Raw genomic sequence first — 16,378 nt, forward strand, 5'->3', positions numbered from 1 at the left:
GAATTTGTATGGTCGTTATCTTTGTGCTCAAAATGCGCGTTTGGATCCAGAACCAACTTAATCATCTTGAAACCCTCCTTCTCTACCGCAAACCGGCTTGCGTCCTTAATCATTTTCCAAAAGTTGTATAACTGCGCTTACAGAGGTGATCTTAACACCCTTTTCAAGCCCCTGTCAATCGGAGAAAAAGACTATAAAAGAACTATCTGTCCGAGCAATTTCGGATCAGAATACTTGCTTTTCCCCCTTGTGCGATTGTCACACATGTTTCAAATTCTCGCGGCATATTCATTACATATGAGTTCATATCGCGCAGGGGAGTGGATGGGCATGGTCGATCAAGTGTTTGCCTTGTTAGGATGGATTGCCGCATTCGGAGTCGTAATTGGAGGCGTTGTTGCACTCATTGCCAGGTTCGTTTCGCGCGATTCGACGAAGTACGATATGATTTTTTTGTGGAATAATCGGTATACGCTGGAGGAGTTAGAGTTGGACGAGCCTGTATGAGGATTAGACAAAAACAGGGCTATCTCAACGGGTCTGAATCGGCCTGATGGATAGCCTTGTGTTTATGGAGTGGGAACTATGATCCGTTATTTTGGCAAATGTGGTCCTTTGGCAGATGAAAGGGAACTAGGGGCCTCTATTTGACCGATTCTTGTGGAGAATCAAGCAATATCGGACAAATAAGGCCCTGTCGTTCCTCTCACTGTCAAAATGCAGCCGTTTTGGCTTAAATAGCGGACTCCAGTTCCCTTTGATTTACTTATTTGAAGGTACTGACGACGATGCCGCAGGTGACGCCACAGGCCCCTTAGCTCCTTGAGCTCCAGGTCCTTGTCCATTTGCCCCACCTTGCCCGCCAGGTGCTTGTCCACCCGGTGCTCCGCCTCCTGGCGCCATGGCCGGGGCATTCATGGGTCTATGTACCATTTGACCGCCAAGATGGCCTGTATAACTGACGAGGATCACCGCCGCGAGCGAGCCGATCAAATACATCGGATGCCGGCCGGCGTCTTTCTTTTTCCAAATGAGCAAACCGACACGAACGACCGCAAGAACAATCGCTGCAAGCATAGTTAATTTCGCATAGAATTCATGAGGGACAACCAGGGGATTGCGCCAAGGAGACGGGCCCGTCATGACAGCCGCAATCGCGCCAAGCGCACCTACAACAAGGCAAAGCATGCCGGCAGAGTGCCACTCCCGTTTCTTCATGATCATCGCAATGATATCAAAAACAAAACTGAAAATAAGAAGTGCGATAGGGACATGCGTCACTATGAAGTGCAGATTTTTCAAGATATAATCCATTAATCTCTCTCCTCACTCATCTATTTTGTTTACACTACAAAGTGTAGTGTTAAATAAATGGAAAGTCAAGCCATGCCAATCAGGGCTCTAAATGAGCCCCATCAGCAGGATAACGATGAGCAGGGATACCGCTATTCGAAGCCGTGGCCACGGTAGTAACAAGGTCATTTGCGGGTCAAGAATATGTTTGATGCGAACATTCATGGATGTTTCAGCGAAAGAGGCGTGAGATAAGGATAGATTCGGTGCCGGTGATTGTAGTTTGAGTAGTTTGAGGAGAGCGCTGCCCAAATCGGCAGGTTGATTCATTTGACCAATGGCATACTTATCTGCCCTTAGTTCAATCATAATGGGGTATTTCTTAGCAAGCCATGCGAAAATCGGGATATACCACAGCGCTTTGGACATGATGGAAAGCAGGAAAATAGCGAGCGGATCGCGATGCTTCATATGGCATTTCTCATGGTCGATAACGGCATGAAGCTCTGTAGGGTCCAGCATGTCGAGCAACCCCGTCGATAGGATGATTTGCGGCTTGCGGAAGCCTATCGTCATGGCGGTTGGCGCTTTAGAAGAAATAATGCGCAATTGATGCTCAGCAAGCTGGTACATGCCGCGGTATTGCAAGGTAAGCGCAGCATCCTGGTGTTTGGCAACCAGCTTCTTGGCTTTCATCGCTTGAAAGGCTTGCCGTGTGATTAGCAAAAGGACCGCGCTAAGCGTATAAAGGATCACAACATTCACCAAATTAAGCGCAATGGGTGCAGGGATATGAAGATTTTTGAATAAGATGACGCACAAATCAAAGATGTTATAGCGTGCATGCCATTTGAAGAGATACTGTCCCACAAAAAGCAGCATTTGTCCCAAGACAAGCCCTGACAAGGCTAAAGAAGCAGCATACAGCCATTTCAATCGCTTTTCCATCATCGTTATCGATCCTTTTTCATTTCTTTGATTTTTTGCTCCAATTGGTCGAGCAGACCGGGATCTACTTTATCCAGCGCATCTACCATATGCGTCACCGCTAAGGAGCCGAACTCTTCAATCAAATCAAGCGTGAGCTCTTTGGACTGAGCTTCCATGAAGGCTTCTCTTGTCACAACCGGGCTGTACTGGTACGAGCGGGCAAGCGCCTTTTTCTGCAAAATACCTTTGTCCACCAAGCGGTTCATCACTGTCATGACGGTGTTGAAATTATTTGCTTTGCTGTCGTTGTCGAGCTTCTGTTGAACATCTTTAATCGTCATTTCCTCGATACTGTTCCAAAGAATCTCCATAATCTTGGCCTCTAAGGGACCGAAAAAACGGTTAAGCCCGCTTCCTTCATATTTAAAATTTTGCATTTTCATGATAGACACACTCCTTACACTACAAATTGTAGTAGGAGTCGTGCGGCGAAGTCAAGATATGCGGTTAAAAGAGTGGGATTTCACTTTACATTTCGTAAAAAGGGATCTATAATACTTACATATAGTAAGTAATTAATTATTTTAAAGCAAAGGAGCGATTCTTATGCATATACAAATATTTTCGGCTGATCAACAAGGTGTCGGGGCGTTTGACGGCGGCAAATTTATCGAGCAGCGTGCCATTAGCTTTCCGCGTGAGAAAACGGCTGTAGATCGTGTAGGGCCTTTATTTTATTGGGCTTGGGGCCACGCAACCGATGTTGCTGAGATCGGCATGCATCCGCATAAAGCGTTCGAAATCGTCACTTATGTGATTCAAGGCCTCGTGGAGCACCGCGATTCTCTTGGTTCTTTAGAGACTGTTTCTGACGGCGGCGCTCAAGTCATTCAAGCCGGATCCGGCGTCTCACATGCGGAAGCCTTCCGCACCGCTGGCACTGAAGGCATGCAAATCTGGTTCGAGCCTCACCTTAGTCAATCGGTGAAAAAGCCCGCTACCTACAATCAGTACGAACATGAGCAATTCCCGGTCGTCCAACAAGATGGCGTGACGGTGAAAAGCGTCATTGGCGGAGAGGCTCCGATTCAGCTGGATACAGACGCCAATATGTTTGATTGGAACCTTGAGCCGGGTGCAACGTTCACGTACTCCCTTCATTCGAATCGGCAGGTTGCTTTCCTCGTTATCCGAGGACAAGGCAGCAGCGAATCCGCCGCGGACGGCAAAGGTGCACAGGCCATCTCCCATAAGGATTTCGTCGTTGTCCAAAATGACAAACAAGCGGATGAACTCCTGCTGTTGAAGGCGGATGACGAGCAGGGTCTGCGTATCATCGCGATTGAAGTTCCAGTAGATCCAGGCTATGCGTTGTACCATAAATAATACGATGTTGCAGTCGGTGGGGCTATCTGAGCAGATCAGGAATGATCTGGCGGATGGCCTTTTTGGCTTGGGTGGTGGGGAGTGGCTTAAGTGCTGAGATATCGGAAGTCAGAATGGCTTGGGTGGAGTAGCGAGAGTGCTTAGGGGCTTGAGTAGATGGATTAGCTGGTGGGGCATGAATGGTAGCAGTGGCTTGAGCGCTGGTGGGGCTTAGATAGATGGAGTAGCTAGTTTACTTTATTGGCTTGGATAGGAGGAGTGACTGGGTCGGCGGAGTGTAACTAGTATGTGGTGGGTGCTACTTTGTACAAAATCAACCGAATGGGAACTACGATCCCTTATTCTGTGATCATACGCCCCATCAGCTAGCGGAGGGGAACTACGGGCCTCTATTTCACCACTACGCCGACAAATGTAATCTCTTCGGGGCAAATAAGGTCCTGTAGTTCCGTCTAATCCTGAGAAATGCTTATTTACCCAAAATAGCACCCTGTAGTTCCCTCACGCTACCAAATAACAGCAAAGCCAAAGCCTCCCACGCACAAACTACCGCAGAAAAATCAAAAGAGCTACCCCCAAGTAGATAAACTACTTACAGGATAGCTCCCCTTTGATGCTATTCCAACGATTGAAGCCTAGCTTCGTCCTCGCTGAGCGATTCAGCAGCTTGCTGCACGGCCGGCGCGTCAGATTGGTCCGCAGCCTGCTCCAACGCGTTCTCGGCTTTACCGATAGCGTTCCGGGCCTCCTGCAGCGTTTGAGGCGTTGGATGGGACATCGCATGATTCACCGCTTGATGGACATTATCGGCTGAATTTTGCGCGGAAGAAATCGGATTCTGGGACTGTAGACTTGAATCGGTCTTGGTCATCGTTTCAATGAGCCTCCTCAAATTAAAATCATTACATCGGCTATATTGAGACAATTGGTCACATTTTATACCCTGTATTTCATTTCAATCTGATTTGAAGCGTTCCATCGGAGGAAAGCCGCAAAAATCCAATAGGCCAGACTCGCCCCAAATATGTTCAAAATCAAATCATCCACATCCAAACTCCCCACTCTGAGCAGCATTTGCAGCACTTCCAAGCCTACCAACGGGCAACCAAAAAGCAGTAGAAACACCCAGTTCCGCCTCGCCACCCTAAACAAATACGGCAGGATAAACCCATATGGCATGAAGACGCCTACATTACCAAATAAATTGATCACCCATGTCCGCATCGAAAATAAATGAGCATGTAGAATATACATCCCAATGGTCCTGAAAGGAACTATGTTGTAGTTATACTCCAAATGCCCCCCGCTTCGCAGACTCTCACGCCCGAATCCCCAAAACATCCAATACAGCAAACAGCCCGTATAACCGATAAAAAGCAGCCACACGAGCCCCCGGATAAGCCTCTTCCTCATGATGGTCGCCCTCCCCTGCTCTTTTTGCGCTCCCCGCTCTGCTCTGCCAATAAAGAACCCTCCCTTCAGTCACGACTGAGGAGAGGGTCATTAATTCCCTGCTGGTTCCGCAGGCTATTTGTTCACGGCATCCAAAAATTTGAGAGAGTCAAAAGCTTTTTTCAAACGAGCTTCATTAGCCTCTGTTCGAACCGCTTCGTCCATGCGCAGCGTAACGGTATAGGTCATTTGATTTTGGCTGAAAATGTACGTCGTTTCTTTGTAAGGCACTTTGGCGCTCACATAATTAACTTCGTATTTCTTCGCCTTCACGCCGCCAAGCACTGTCGATTCTTCGTCGGTATAGGCATATTCGCTATCGCTATCGTGACTCTTCTTCTGCGAAGCGTCCTCTTCTTTTACCGCATCTTCATAAGATGTGACTGCATCTGCGTTGATCGTCAAGTAACCTCCAGTGAAAAGGAAGGACTTGCTCGCTTGGTCTTTGTTGTCGTAGGACTTGCTGCTTGTCCACTTTTCAGGAATTTGCAGCGTGTATTTATATTTCTCATTTTTGTAGGTAATGGTACGATTCGGATCCATTAATTCGTCCAGATCTTGAATGAAACCAAGCTCTTGGTCCATGTTGTCTTTATCTACTTCGATCGTGGTGGTTAAGGTGTGCAAGAGATCATTGATCTCAGCCCCCTCCTCCTCCTGCGGATAGCTGACTTCAACTTCATACTTATACTTATCCTTAATGAAAAAGAGGGAGTACCCGGCGGTCCATTTGTTGCCGAGCGTTTCGGCATGAGCTGTCTTTAAAGCCGGAACGCCGGCCAAAGTAAGCTCCTCAGGGGCGCTGATCTTACGATATTTCTGCACATACTGCGCTTCAAGCTGTTTGCGCTCACGATCAGCCCACGCGGCCAACGTGTCGCCGGATGAAGCCGAAGTCACCTCAACCTGCAGGGATTGCGAATAATCAGAATTAAAGAAGGAGGAGTTTCCGGTATAACTGCTTTTCTGCCAGCTGGAAGGCAGGGCAAATGACAAACCATACTCATTCGTGTAAGTCGTATTGCCATTAGAATAGACCGAAATATCTTTGAGCGATTCATCTTGCGCATTAAAGGAAAGCTTAAATGAATCAAGTAAATCATTATAGCTATTTTGTTTAAAATCGTTATTATAGTGATCTTTTGTTACAAATAATTGCACTTTATATAGGCGCCCTTGGTGAAGATAACCACGCGTTTGAATGTAGCCGTCATCTCCGGAGCGGCCAACAATTTTGGCAAACGGACCGCCTTCGCGCTTGACATACTGGCGCTCCAGAATCGTGGATGCCGCGATACCACTATAGTCATCGTCTTCGCTACCGGTCAATTTGTTCAAAAGCGCCGACGGAGACAGCTCATCGCTCTCGTTATCCACTTGGATGGACAAGGAGAACTCCCCTTTGGCATCCACGAAGCTAACCGAGTCACCCTCCTCGGATTGGTGCCCTTTCACCAAACCTGCCGGGTATTTCATTGACCAGCCAAAATGGCTGTCGCCGATCTTGGTTTTACCGCGGTCCGCGTCCAAGTCAGACCCCTCCGCGTCTTCTTTCCACTTCGTTTCGGGATGCAGCACTTCGCCGAGCGTAACAGACTTCGTCACGGACGCACCCTCTGACTGAATGGTGATATCCACTTTTTCATCCGGCAAATACTTCTTAATCGCCTCATTGTAGTCGACCAGCGTCTTCACCTTGTTCGCCCCGATGGAAACGACCAGATCGTCCTGCTCAATGCCAGCTGCCGCAGCCGGTGAGTCAGGGTCGACGTAAGCAACCCGAAGTCCTGTTGAGCTAGGTAAACCAACGACGGCCTCCCAGCTTTCTTCCAGCTCCAGCCCCAAATAAGGGCGTTTCACTTTCCCATACAATTGAAAATGCTTCAACACATACTTGACGGTGTCTACCGGAATGGCAAAGCCGAGATTTTCAACCCCGAAATCGGCATATTTCATCGTATTAATACCGATAACCTCACCGTTCATGTTAATCAACGCGCCCCCGCTGTTGCCAGGATTGATCGCCGCATCCGTTTGAATGAGCTGATATTGCGAGCTAACCGAGCGGTCAAGTCCGCTGACAATCCCTACGGTAACGGAATTTCGCAAAGCGAAAGAAATCGGCGTCCCGATTGCCGCGACGGTTTCCCCCACTTTAATATCCGAGGAAGAAGCAAAGGTCGCGGGCGTTAAGCCGGTGGCGTCGATTTTGACCAAAGCCAAGTCGCTCTCCTCATCGATATTCGTGGCATGCCCGTTATAAGTAGTGCCGTCCGATGTAACAACGACGATATTTTTCATATCTTTGACTACATGTGCATTCGTCACGATGACGCCATTGGACTCGACGATTACACCAGTGCCGTGCGCAAGATTAAAACGATTTTTCTCTAGCGTTTTATCTGAATCGTAGGATGGCTTGCCGATAATCGCAACAACCGACGGCGAGGCTTTTTCAATCACTTTAGGAACCTCGGCATTTATTTCGGCTGCATAAGAAGGTGACGGCCCCTGCAGGGATACAAGCAAGAAGGCGGCCAGTAGCGCTGTTGCCCCTTTTTTAGCAACGGTATTCCAATTCCCCATGACGGTCTTCCTCTCTTAACAAAATATGACAGTGACTAGAATCTAGCATATTTGTGATAGAGAGACAATACAAATTTTCCCACATAAAAAGGGGTTTATCGACATTCCGTTATACGCTGCGGGTGGGTGTAGACCGTTAATTGGTCCCTACGGATGAAGCCGACGACCGTAATTCCTAGGTCCTGCGCCAATCTAAGCGCCAAGTCCGTTGGGGCAGATTTCGACAGCAAAATACCGACTCCGATTTTGGCAACCTTGAGCACCACCTCGGAAGACACCCTCCCGCTGAAGGCAATCACTTTATCACGAACGGATATTCGCTGCCTCAGGGCATGACCGTATATTTTATCCAAAGCATTATGCCGTCCGATATCCGACCTGCTCAAAAGCAGCTCATTCGCCGTGCACAAGGCCGCATTATGCAGTCCCCCCGTAGCCCGAAAATCCGCCGACTGTTCCTGCATGAGGTTCATAAGGTGAAAACACTGCTGAATCGTAATCTGGAGTTTCGTAGAAACGGTTTTGGCCGTGCGAGCGTCATTGTGAAAATAAAACTGACGGCTTTTGCCGCAGCAGGAGCCTATGAACCGTTTGGACACCATTTGCTTACTTAGCTGGTGCAAGTGACGCAGCTTCACGTGGGCGAAGCCGCGCTCCTCCTCCAAGGTGAGAGACTCGATCTGATCGACGAATCGAATCAGCCCTTCAGAAGCGAGAAAGCCGGTAACCAGATCAACCGTATCCGTTGGCGTGTGCACCAGCGTTGCAAATTCCTCGCCATCTACCTTGATCGTTAATGGCGTCTCCGTCGCGATCGTGTCCTCTTGAGGGAGAATCTCTGTGCCATTGTAGCGGTAAATGTTCCATGTTGTCGTTGAAGAACGTCCCGGCTCAACCTGATCTTGTTCGTTTTCCATCGTCCTCACCCCGCCTCGATCTCCAGCTCTTCAATCCGCTTTTCGACGTAACGCGTGTCTTTGTGGGCATGGTACGTTTCTGCCTTCTCCACAATAACCGCTGTATTATATTCCGGGATGCCGGCATGCGGCTCGTAAACGCCTTTCGGGATCAAGCTGTTCCCTTCCGGCCAGTGAACTTCAATGTTGCCGGTTCTGATCTCGGCAAATTTGACCCTGCCGTGCATGCTGCCGAACCGGTTGTAGACCACAACCGCCTCCCCTTCGCTTAGAGCAAGAGGCGCCGCATCCCCGGGGTGGATCAGCACATCGTAACGATCCGCTTCGTTGAACGGATCGATGTCGCTGTAGATCATCGAGTTGAACTGTTTGCCGCGCCGTGTCGTCACGGCAAAGTGCCCTTCCGGCTTCCGCAGCTGCGGGAGCTCGATCGGCAGCAGCGCGCCGCGGCCATCCGGCGTCGGACAGACGCCGTCCTCGCACAGCCAAGCGCCGCCGTATTGAAACACATCACCGCGCTCACGCAGGTGCTGAATGCCGTTGTAGCTTGGCGCGGCCAGCGCAATCTCCTCGCGAATGGCCGCGGCGCTGCCGCAGCCGAGATGCCGGGCGGCCGCTTCGGGCTTCACGCGGCGGGCCAGATCGGCGTAGATCGCCCACTCCGCGCGGGCTTCGCCAATCCGCGGGCCGGCGATCTCCGGCGAGAAGTACACCATGCGCTCCGTCGAGGTGGACGTGCCTCCCCCGGGCTGCTCGTAGCGCGTCATCGCCGGCAGCACTACCACGGCCTCCCGCGCGTCCAGCAGCGTGGAGGTATTCAGGATGATGTCCTGGTGAACACGGACATCGACAGCGGTTAGCGCTTCGCGGACGAATGCCGGGTCAGGCATCGTCTCCAGGAAGTTGCCTCCGGATGTGTAGAACAGCCGGAGCTTCCGCTCCTGCTCCTCAGGCAGGAGCGCGTTCTCCAGGGTGACACCAACAATGTCACCTTGCCAGCTCGGCAGCGCGAAGCCCCAGAGCTGCTCGATGCGGCTGCGGTCGGCGGCATTGCTGATGTCGCCGCCGGGCAAAGAGAAGGGGTCCGCGCCCATTTCGCCGGAGCCCTGCACGCCGCTGTGGCCGCGGATGGGCATCAGCCCGCAGTGTTCGCGGCCGAGGAAGCCGCGCAGGAGGGCGAGATTCGCCACCTGCGAGATGTTGTCCGTGCCGAAGCGGTGCTGTGTGAGCCCCATGCTCCACACGAAAACCGCGGACGCGGCACGCGCCAGCAGCTGAGCGAACTCGCGCATGCGTTCGCGGGTGAGCCCGGACGACTGCTCGAGCGTCGTCCAGTCCTGCTGCGCCACGTGGGCGCGCAGCTGCTCGTAGCCGTTCGTGTGCGCTTGCACGAACGCGTGGTCGACGGCGGAGCCGGGCGCGGCCTCCTCCATCTCGAACCAGACCTTCATGACACCGTTCATGAAGGCAATGTCTCCGCCGATGTTCACTTGGTACACATCGTCGGCAAGCTTGGTCCCGAATAATGCCGATTCGGGAATCGAAGGGATCCAGTACTGCTCCATAGAGGGCTCATAGTACGGGTTAATGACAATGATCTTCGTCCCTTTGCGCTTGGCCGCATACATATACTTCGTCGAGACCGGCTGATTGTTCGCGGCCACACTGCCCCAGAACACAAGGACGTCCGTTCCGATCCAGTCCTTGTAATTACATGTTGAAGCGCCGACACCGACGGAGCGCTTCAAGGCCGTTTTTGACGGCGAGTGACAGATGCGCGAGGCGTTGTCGATATTGTTCGTACCCAGCAGCCTCGCCACCTTCGCCGCCGCATAATAAGACTCGTTCGTGATCCCTCTGGCCGTCAGATAAAAAGCCATCCCCTTCGGGTCAATCGCCCGCGCCTTCGCCGCGATCGTGTCCATCGCCTCATCCCATGTGGCGCGGCTGAATTTCCGCTCCCCGTGCCGCCGTATGAGCGGATAGGGAATACGCCCGAGCTGCCTTAGCTCCGTGCTGCTCATGCGGCTCAGCTCGTCGATATCCGCATGGAGCAGCTCCTCGCGGATCGCCGGCATCGTATTCAGCCGAAGCACGTTCAGCCGTGTCGTGCAGAGGTGCGGCCCTGCCAGCGTCTGGTCGTAAAGCCCCGACACGCCTAATGCACAGCCATCGCAGACCCCTTGCGTCAATATTCGGTAGGCATAAGGAAGATTATCCCGATTCTGCCAAGCAATCTTGGCCGTTTCCCGAATATGCTGCGGCTTTACTTTGCCTAACCCGAACGGCACCTTGCTGACCCACAGCTTCGGATCCGGTTTGGACGGCAGCTTGATCGGTCCTGTGTGCTTTGTTTTTCCCATTATGAGCAGCTCCTTTATAGCTGGATTGAATTGGTATGATGCAAAAAACCACCGCAAAACACGCCCTGCAAACTTCCTTTTTCGAAAGTTACAAGCGATGTTCTACAGTGGTTAGTCTCCGGCAGGTTCGCTACCAAGTGCCAAGCACTTCTATGATGTATATGCCGCACTCGTGTAATCTAGCTGGCATTATTTTCTTTACGTAGTCTTCGGGTTCAGAACCCTTTAGCAGGGCTGGTGATAGGTGCGCGTGTTGATGCTGCTACTGTTGCTCTAGCTCCTACCGAGTCTAACGGACCGAGATACCTCTATTCGCGTCTTTTAAGGTGAAAATAAAATCTAACGGACACCAGCGACGCTATTTACCATGAAATGACCTAAATCCACCACTAATGATGCAAATAACGGCTCCTCAGTCCGTTAGCCTCTCCTATTTCGCCGAAAAGTCGACAATAAGGTATCCGTAAGTCCGTTACATTCTGCGAGAGCCTCGAAGGTTCATTATCAGCACGGCATGCGGTCTTCCGCATCTCAATCCCACACGGTTCCAATGTTCCACAATTCCCGCATTTCGGCGCAACCATGTTCCACTGTATCACGTCTCACCATTTCCGTGTGTTCAGCACCACGAAGTAACAGCCTACTTCCCACCAAACTTCTTCTCCAAATCCTGATCAAAAACGAATACGGACATCCCCAAGTCCTGCTCAATGTCGATGTCAACGAACAGTTGGACGAATTTCGCGCCAAGCAGTTCTTCCATCTCTACAGGGGGGTGGTCGCGATACATCTCTTTGACCATTTCCGTGCGAGCCGTGCGGAGCATTTGTCTGCCATCGCCCGTTTTCGCCATAAACTTCTCCACCGGTGATAGGTTGCCTGCCATTTCGCAGATTGCCCAGCACTTGCAAAATGTCGTCGTCACGCGCTCTGGCCCTTTGCCCATATGCCTTTTGCGATAGGCCTTGACCAGGTTACTGAATTCGGCCTCCATTCGGTTCATCGGCCAGCCACCTTTATGTTTGCTCCTTCAATCATAGCAAGAAAGCGCATACCTGACTAGGGGGAGGTTACGCCTGCGAGCTGCTCTCCTCAATCGCGATCCTCTTCATCCCATCTACGGGAGTACGCCTTCCGAGTTACCCAGAACGTCGCTCCAAGTATGATAACAAGGGCAATTACGCCCAAAATAATAGCGCCGGTCATTTCCTTCCACTCTCCTTTTATGCCTTATCTATACAATACCTGAAATACGTGGAGCGGTGCAAAGAGCATTTTACAAGTAGGGAGGAAGTGGAATCATGTATTGACAGGATCGAAAAGCGTATCTAAGATATTAATTAGTCACCTAACAAAAAGGAGGATATCCGTTGTCGCGTCACACGAATCCCGATTCGCTCACACATATGATGTCTCATTTGTTGAAAATGCACCGCCGTACGATCGATCAAATCATTCATCCGTATGACGTTTATCCCGGACAACCGCCGCTGCTCCTTGCCCTGTCCGCCGAAGACGGACTCAGTCAGCGCGAGCTTGCTGCGCGCATCCACAATAAGCCGGCAACATTGACGGTTATGGTTGACCGCATGGAGAAAACAGGCCTTGTCGAACGCCGGCCAGACCCGACGGATCAGCGGGTTACCCGCGTTTATTTAACCGATAAAGGCAAGGAAGTCACCGTCCATGTCAAGGAAGCCATTAAGGCGACGGATGAGCTGACCTTTTCGCATTTTCTGCCTGAGGAAATCCTCCTATTTCGCCGTCTTTTGCTTCAAATGCAGGCGAATCTGCGTCCGAAAGAGGAAGAAAATTAGTTAGCCACCAAACAAAGAAAGGACTTCTTGCGATGTGGAAACTACGATCATTTGTTAAACCTTACTGGCTGATCACCCTGCTTGCCCCCTTGCTCATGGTGATGGAGGTCTGCATGGACCTGACTCAACCTCGCCTCATGGCGGCTATTGTGAACCACGGCGTAGCCGAGGGTAATCTCGCGCTGGTTTGGTCAACAGGCTTGCACATGTTGGGCGTTGCTTTTCTCGGCCTTATCGGTGGGGTGGGCTGTACGTTTTTCACGGTGAAAGCCGCACAAAACTTTGGGGCCGACCTAAGGCTCAGCGTTTTTGAAAAGGTGCAATCGTTTTCGTTCCGGCAGTTGGATACTTTTTCAACCGGATCGCTGATTACTCGCTTGACCGGAGATGTGATGCAAATGCTGAACATCCTGCAAATTCTGCTGCGCCAGTTTACACGTGAGGCTTCGCTGCTTATTGGCAGCATTATCATGGCGATTGTTATTTCGCCAAGGCTTTCTTTGATTTTGCTGGCTGTCGTTCCGATTCAATTTCTTATTTTATTTGTGTTGATGAGACGCTCTACGCCACTTTTTCGGCTGATGCAGGCGAGGCTCGATCGCGTTAACACCGTTATGCAGGAAAGCACCTCAGGCATTCGGGTGATCAAAGCTTTCGTTCGCGCCGCCTTCGAGCGAACCCGCTTCGGCAAAGCGAACACCGCCCTGCTGGACGCAAGCCTCAGCTCCGCCCGCGCTCTGGCGACTAGCGGACCGCTGATGACATTGATTTTGAACATCAGCATTGTTGCGGTTCTATGGTTCGGCGGCGGGCAGACCTGGAGCGGTTCTATGGCGATTGGCGATTTGGCTGCTTTTATCATTTATATCACTCAAGTGCTCTTCTCGCTGGTTTCAATCAGCAATACGCTGATGAATATTTCTCGTGCTCAAGTCTCCGCCGAGCGAATCCGTGAAGTTTTGGATACAGAACCGGATATGAACGAACCTGTGCAGGAACGCAGCGAAGTACATACAGAGCGGAATTCACTTGTGGCCGGCTGTGAGTTGGAGTTCGATCAGGTATCCTTCGTGTATGATTCGGCTCCCGATCAGCCTGTCCTTGAGAACATCTCTTTCAAGGCGCTGCCAGGTCAGACGATCGGGATTCTCGGGGCGACCGGCTCCGGTAAATCTACGCTCGTCAGCTTAATTCCACGGCTTTATGACGCAACGAAGGGCCGCATTCTTATAGGCGGCGTTGATATTAAGGAAATGCCCGTTGAACAGCTTCGCAGTCAAATCGGCATTGTGCTGCAGCAGTCCATCTTGTTTAGCGGGACCATTCGCGAGAACCTTCTTTTCGGCAGGCCGGGGGCTACTGCGGCCGAGATTGAGGAAGCCGCCAAGGCTGCGGAAGCGGATAGCTTCATTCGCCAGTTACCCGAAGGGTACGAGGCGAAGCTGGGACAACGCGGGGTGAATCTGTCCGGCGGCCAGAAACAGCGCATAGCGATTGCCCGAGCTCTGCTCCTGCGATCACCGCTGCTTGTACTGGATGATAGCACCAGCGCCATCGATCTTGGCACGGAGAAACGCATCCAGCGATCCCTGCAGCAGTTGATGGCCGGCAGCACGCGCATCATTATCGCGCAGCGCGTCACATCGGTGCTGCACGCCGATCAAATTCTTGTCCTGGATGAGGGACGCATCGCCGCACGGGGAACTCACGAAGAGCTGCTGGCGACAAGCGCCATCTACCAAGACATTTACCGCTCGCAGCAAGGAAAGGAGACCGCCCTTCATGGCTAAAAAGCAGACACCGCCTCAGAAGCCGCGTGCCAAGCACATCGGTGCAACCCTACTTCGCATGTGGGGTTACCTTCAGCAGCAGCGCATCGGGCTGATCACGGTTATTATCCTTACGGTTCTCGGCAGCGGTCTTGCGCTGCTCGGGCCTTATTTGATAGGCGTCGCCATCGATGACTATATCGTACCGCGGGACCGCAGCGGACTGCTTGGACTCTGCCTCCTTTTGCTTGGCTGTTATTTGTTCAGTGGAGCCGCTACGTGGATTCAATCCTATGTCATGGCAGGGGTATCTCAGCGGACGGTTTGGGAAATGAGACAGGATCTGTTTCGCCACCTGCACAAGCTGCCGATCAGTTATTTTGACAAGACTTCTCACGGTGAACTTATGAGCCGAACGACGAATGACGTCGATAACGTGGCAACTACGCTCAGTCAAAACTTAACGCAGATCATTACAAGTATCGTGATGATTGCCGGCTCTTTTATTATGATGATTACTTTGAATATTTGGCTTACTCTCATTACATTGATTACGGTTCCTATCGTTCTATTCACAACGAAAAAGATTACGCGGCATACCCAACGCCTGTTCAAAGAACAGCAGCAGCGGCTCGGTGAGCTCAATGGCTTGATTGAGGAAACGATTTCCGGGCAAAAAGTAGTTAAAACGTTCCGCCGTGAAGCTGCGACGGTCCGCCAGCTGGGTACGATTAACAAGCAGCTCCGCACAGCCGGTACTGGCGCACAGCAGCTTTCGGGCATGATGGGACCAAGCATGAACATGATCAATCATTTCAGTTTCATTCTGCTGGCTGCCATAGGTGGCTGGATGGTGCTCAAGGGTTGGACGATGGTTGGCGTTATTATCAGCTTCCTCAACTATTCCAGGCAATTCAGCCGCCCCATCAACGATCTCGCGAATCAGTATAATATGATTCAGTCCGGCATCGCGGGTGCTGAGCGTGTGTTTGAAGTGATGGATCGCGAGACGGAATACGATCGTGGCACAAGTGCGGAGCAGTTAACCGACGTGAAAGGTGAGGTTGTTTTTCAGAACGTCTCATTCCGCTATACCGACGATGTGCCTACGCTGAACGATGTCACGTTCGCCGCACAGCCTGGCGATTTGATCGCCTTGGTTGGCCCGACGGGCGCCGGCAAAACGACGATCATCAACCTGCTGACCCGCTTCTACGATGTCGGCGAAGGCTCTATCACCATCGACGGCCGCGATATTCGCAGCCTCGATAAAGACAGTTTGCGCAGCCGGCTCGGCATCGTGCTGCAGGATGTGTACCTTTTCTCGGATACGATCCGAGAAAATATCCGCTTCGGCCGTCTGGACGCGACGGACGAAGAAGTCGAAGCCGCCGCGAAGCTTGCCAACGCGGACGGGTTCATTCGCAAGCTGCCTAACGGCTATGACGCCATGTTGACCGCCGGAGGCGGCAACCTGAGTCAAGGCCAGCGGCAGCTGCTCACGATCGCGCGGGCGATTCTCGCCGACCCCGCGATCCTGGTGCTCGACGAGGCGACGAGCTCCGTCGACACGCGCACCGAGCTGCACATCCAGCAGGCGATGGGCGTTCTGATGAAAGGGCGCACGAGCTTCGTGATCGCCCACCGTCTCAGCACGATTCGCGAAGCGAGTGCGATTCTGGTCATCCACGGCGGCGAGATCGTGGAACGGGGCACGCACGAGGAGCTGCTTGCGCTCCGCGGGCATTATTATGAATTGTATGCCAACCAATTCAGCCAGGTTAGCTCACTTTGAGGAGCCGTTACGGTTGCGGCTGCCTCGATGGCCGTGGCGATCAAGCTGTCCGCTAATTATTTAACGGACC

14 protein-coding genes are annotated in these 16,378 nt (G+C 51.7%); 5 read left to right on the forward strand and 9 right to left on the reverse strand.

The genetic code is table 11. The features are described from left to right. The first annotated feature begins 330 nt into the window (after positions 1–330). Positions 331–507 (forward strand): hypothetical protein, encoded by a 177-nt coding sequence (locus PCH02S_RS35885; RefSeq protein WP_164819727.1) that lies wholly within the window; start codon positions 331–333, stop codon positions 505–507. Positions 508–762: 255 nt separating this feature from the next. Here PCH02S_RS35885 and PCH02S_RS24910 read toward each other — a convergent pair whose 3' ends face one another. From PCH02S_RS24910 to PCH02S_RS24920, 3 genes are all read right to left on the reverse strand, one after another. Further along, a complete protein-coding gene (locus PCH02S_RS24910; protein WP_127456809.1) occupies positions 763–1,314 on the reverse strand; it encodes a DUF2231 domain-containing protein in 552 nt (183 codons plus the stop codon). An 87-nt stretch (positions 1,315–1,401) separates the two neighbouring features. Then, positions 1,402–2,244 (reverse strand): M56 family metallopeptidase, encoded by an 843-nt coding sequence (locus PCH02S_RS24915; RefSeq protein ID WP_127456810.1) that lies wholly within the window; start codon positions 2,242–2,244, stop codon positions 1,402–1,404. Between the two features lie 2 nt (positions 2,245–2,246). After that, positions 2,247–2,666: a BlaI/MecI/CopY family transcriptional regulator gene (locus tag PCH02S_RS24920; protein ID WP_127456811.1), complete on the reverse strand. Its 420-nt coding sequence runs from the start codon at positions 2,664–2,666 to the stop codon at positions 2,247–2,249. Between the two features lie 163 nt (positions 2,667–2,829). On the opposite strand from PCH02S_RS24920, the gene PCH02S_RS24925 reads away from it, so the two are divergent. Further along, positions 2,830–3,609 (forward strand): pirin family protein, encoded by a 780-nt coding sequence (locus tag PCH02S_RS24925; protein ID WP_127456812.1) that lies wholly within the window; start codon positions 2,830–2,832, stop codon positions 3,607–3,609. Between the two features lie 616 nt (positions 3,610–4,225). Here PCH02S_RS24925 and PCH02S_RS24930 read toward each other — a convergent pair. From PCH02S_RS24930 to PCH02S_RS24955, 6 genes are all read right to left on the reverse strand, one after another. Beyond that, positions 4,226–4,480: a hypothetical protein gene (locus tag PCH02S_RS24930; protein ID WP_127456813.1), complete on the reverse strand. Its 255-nt coding sequence runs from the start codon at positions 4,478–4,480 to the stop codon at positions 4,226–4,228. A gap of 65 nt (positions 4,481–4,545) precedes the next feature. Beyond that, a complete protein-coding gene (locus PCH02S_RS24935; RefSeq protein WP_127456814.1) occupies positions 4,546–5,022 on the reverse strand; it encodes a VanZ family protein in 477 nt (158 codons plus the stop codon). 114 nt (positions 5,023–5,136) lie between these two features. Next, the gene (locus PCH02S_RS24940) at positions 5,137–7,647 is read right to left on the reverse strand and encodes a S1C family serine protease (protein WP_127456815.1); all 2,511 of its coding nucleotides are present in this window, start codon (positions 7,645–7,647) and stop codon (positions 5,137–5,139) included. Positions 7,648–7,742: 95 nt separating this feature from the next. Beyond that, positions 7,743–8,564, reverse strand: coding sequence for a formate dehydrogenase accessory sulfurtransferase FdhD (fdhD, locus tag PCH02S_RS24945; protein ID WP_127456816.1), 822 nt, complete (start codon positions 8,562–8,564; stop codon positions 7,743–7,745). Between the two features lie 5 nt (positions 8,565–8,569). After that, positions 8,570–10,927, reverse strand: coding sequence for an FdhF/YdeP family oxidoreductase (locus tag PCH02S_RS24950; RefSeq protein WP_127456817.1), 2,358 nt, complete (start codon positions 10,925–10,927; stop codon positions 8,570–8,572). Between the two features lie 640 nt (positions 10,928–11,567). Next, complete coding sequence (locus PCH02S_RS24955; protein WP_127456818.1) at positions 11,568–11,930, reverse strand: DUF2294 domain-containing protein; 363 nt, start codon at positions 11,928–11,930, stop codon at positions 11,568–11,570. A gap of 367 nt (positions 11,931–12,297) precedes the next feature. Between PCH02S_RS24955 and PCH02S_RS24960 the strand changes: the two genes are divergently transcribed. Genes PCH02S_RS24960 through PCH02S_RS24970 form a run of 3 tightly spaced genes read left to right on the forward strand, consistent with a single transcriptional unit; the run spans position 12,298 to position 16,308 of the window. Further along, a complete protein-coding gene (locus PCH02S_RS24960; RefSeq protein WP_307719951.1) occupies positions 12,298–12,744 on the forward strand; it encodes a MarR family winged helix-turn-helix transcriptional regulator in 447 nt (148 codons plus the stop codon). Positions 12,745–12,776: 32 nt separating this feature from the next. Next, positions 12,777–14,534: an ABC transporter ATP-binding protein gene (locus PCH02S_RS24965; RefSeq protein ID WP_127456819.1), complete on the forward strand. Its 1,758-nt coding sequence runs from the start codon at positions 12,777–12,779 to the stop codon at positions 14,532–14,534. After that, complete coding sequence (locus PCH02S_RS24970; RefSeq protein ID WP_127456820.1) at positions 14,527–16,308, forward strand: ABC transporter ATP-binding protein; 1,782 nt, start codon at positions 14,527–14,529, stop codon at positions 16,306–16,308. The genes PCH02S_RS24965 and PCH02S_RS24970 overlap by 8 nt, the downstream gene beginning before the upstream one ends. The last annotated feature ends 70 nt before the right edge of the window (positions 16,309–16,378 follow it).

This window comes from Paenibacillus chondroitinus NBRC 15376 (assembly GCF_004000765.1).
In the GTDB taxonomy this organism is placed as follows: Bacteria; Bacillota; Bacilli; order Paenibacillales; family NBRC-103111; genus Paenibacillus_E; species Paenibacillus_E chondroitinus.

Bases quoted from the DNA above. Each gene is read 5' to 3' on its own strand.
- PCH02S_RS35885 (WP_164819727.1), top strand. From the start codon at position 331: ATGGTCGATCAAGTGTTTGCCTTGTTAGGATGGATTGCCGCATTCGGA.
- PCH02S_RS24965 (WP_127456819.1), top strand. From the start codon at position 12,777: ATGTGGAAACTACGATCATTTGTTAAACCTTACTGGCTGATCACCCTG.
- PCH02S_RS24910 (WP_127456809.1), bottom strand. From the start codon at position 1,314: ATGGATTATATCTTGAAAAATCTGCACTTCATAGTGACGCATGTCCCT.
- PCH02S_RS24915 (WP_127456810.1), bottom strand. From the start codon at position 2,244: ATGATGGAAAAGCGATTGAAATGGCTGTATGCTGCTTCTTTAGCCTTG.
- PCH02S_RS24950 (WP_127456817.1), bottom strand. From the start codon at position 10,927: ATGGGAAAAACAAAGCACACAGGACCGATCAAGCTGCCGTCCAAACCG.
- PCH02S_RS24955 (WP_127456818.1), bottom strand. From the start codon at position 11,930: ATGAACCGAATGGAGGCCGAATTCAGTAACCTGGTCAAGGCCTATCGC.
- PCH02S_RS24930 (WP_127456813.1), bottom strand. From the start codon at position 4,480: ATGACCAAGACCGATTCAAGTCTACAGTCCCAGAATCCGATTTCTTCC.
- PCH02S_RS24920 (WP_127456811.1), bottom strand. From the start codon at position 2,666: ATGAAAATGCAAAATTTTAAATATGAAGGAAGCGGGCTTAACCGTTTT.
- PCH02S_RS24970 (WP_127456820.1), top strand. From the start codon at position 14,527: ATGGCTAAAAAGCAGACACCGCCTCAGAAGCCGCGTGCCAAGCACATC.
- fdhD (WP_127456816.1), bottom strand. From the start codon at position 8,564: ATGGAAAACGAACAAGATCAGGTTGAGCCGGGACGTTCTTCAACGACA.
- PCH02S_RS24940 (WP_127456815.1), bottom strand. From the start codon at position 7,647: ATGGGGAATTGGAATACCGTTGCTAAAAAAGGGGCAACAGCGCTACTG.
- PCH02S_RS24935 (WP_127456814.1), bottom strand. From the start codon at position 5,022: ATGAGGAAGAGGCTTATCCGGGGGCTCGTGTGGCTGCTTTTTATCGGT.
- PCH02S_RS24925 (WP_127456812.1), top strand. From the start codon at position 2,830: ATGCATATACAAATATTTTCGGCTGATCAACAAGGTGTCGGGGCGTTT.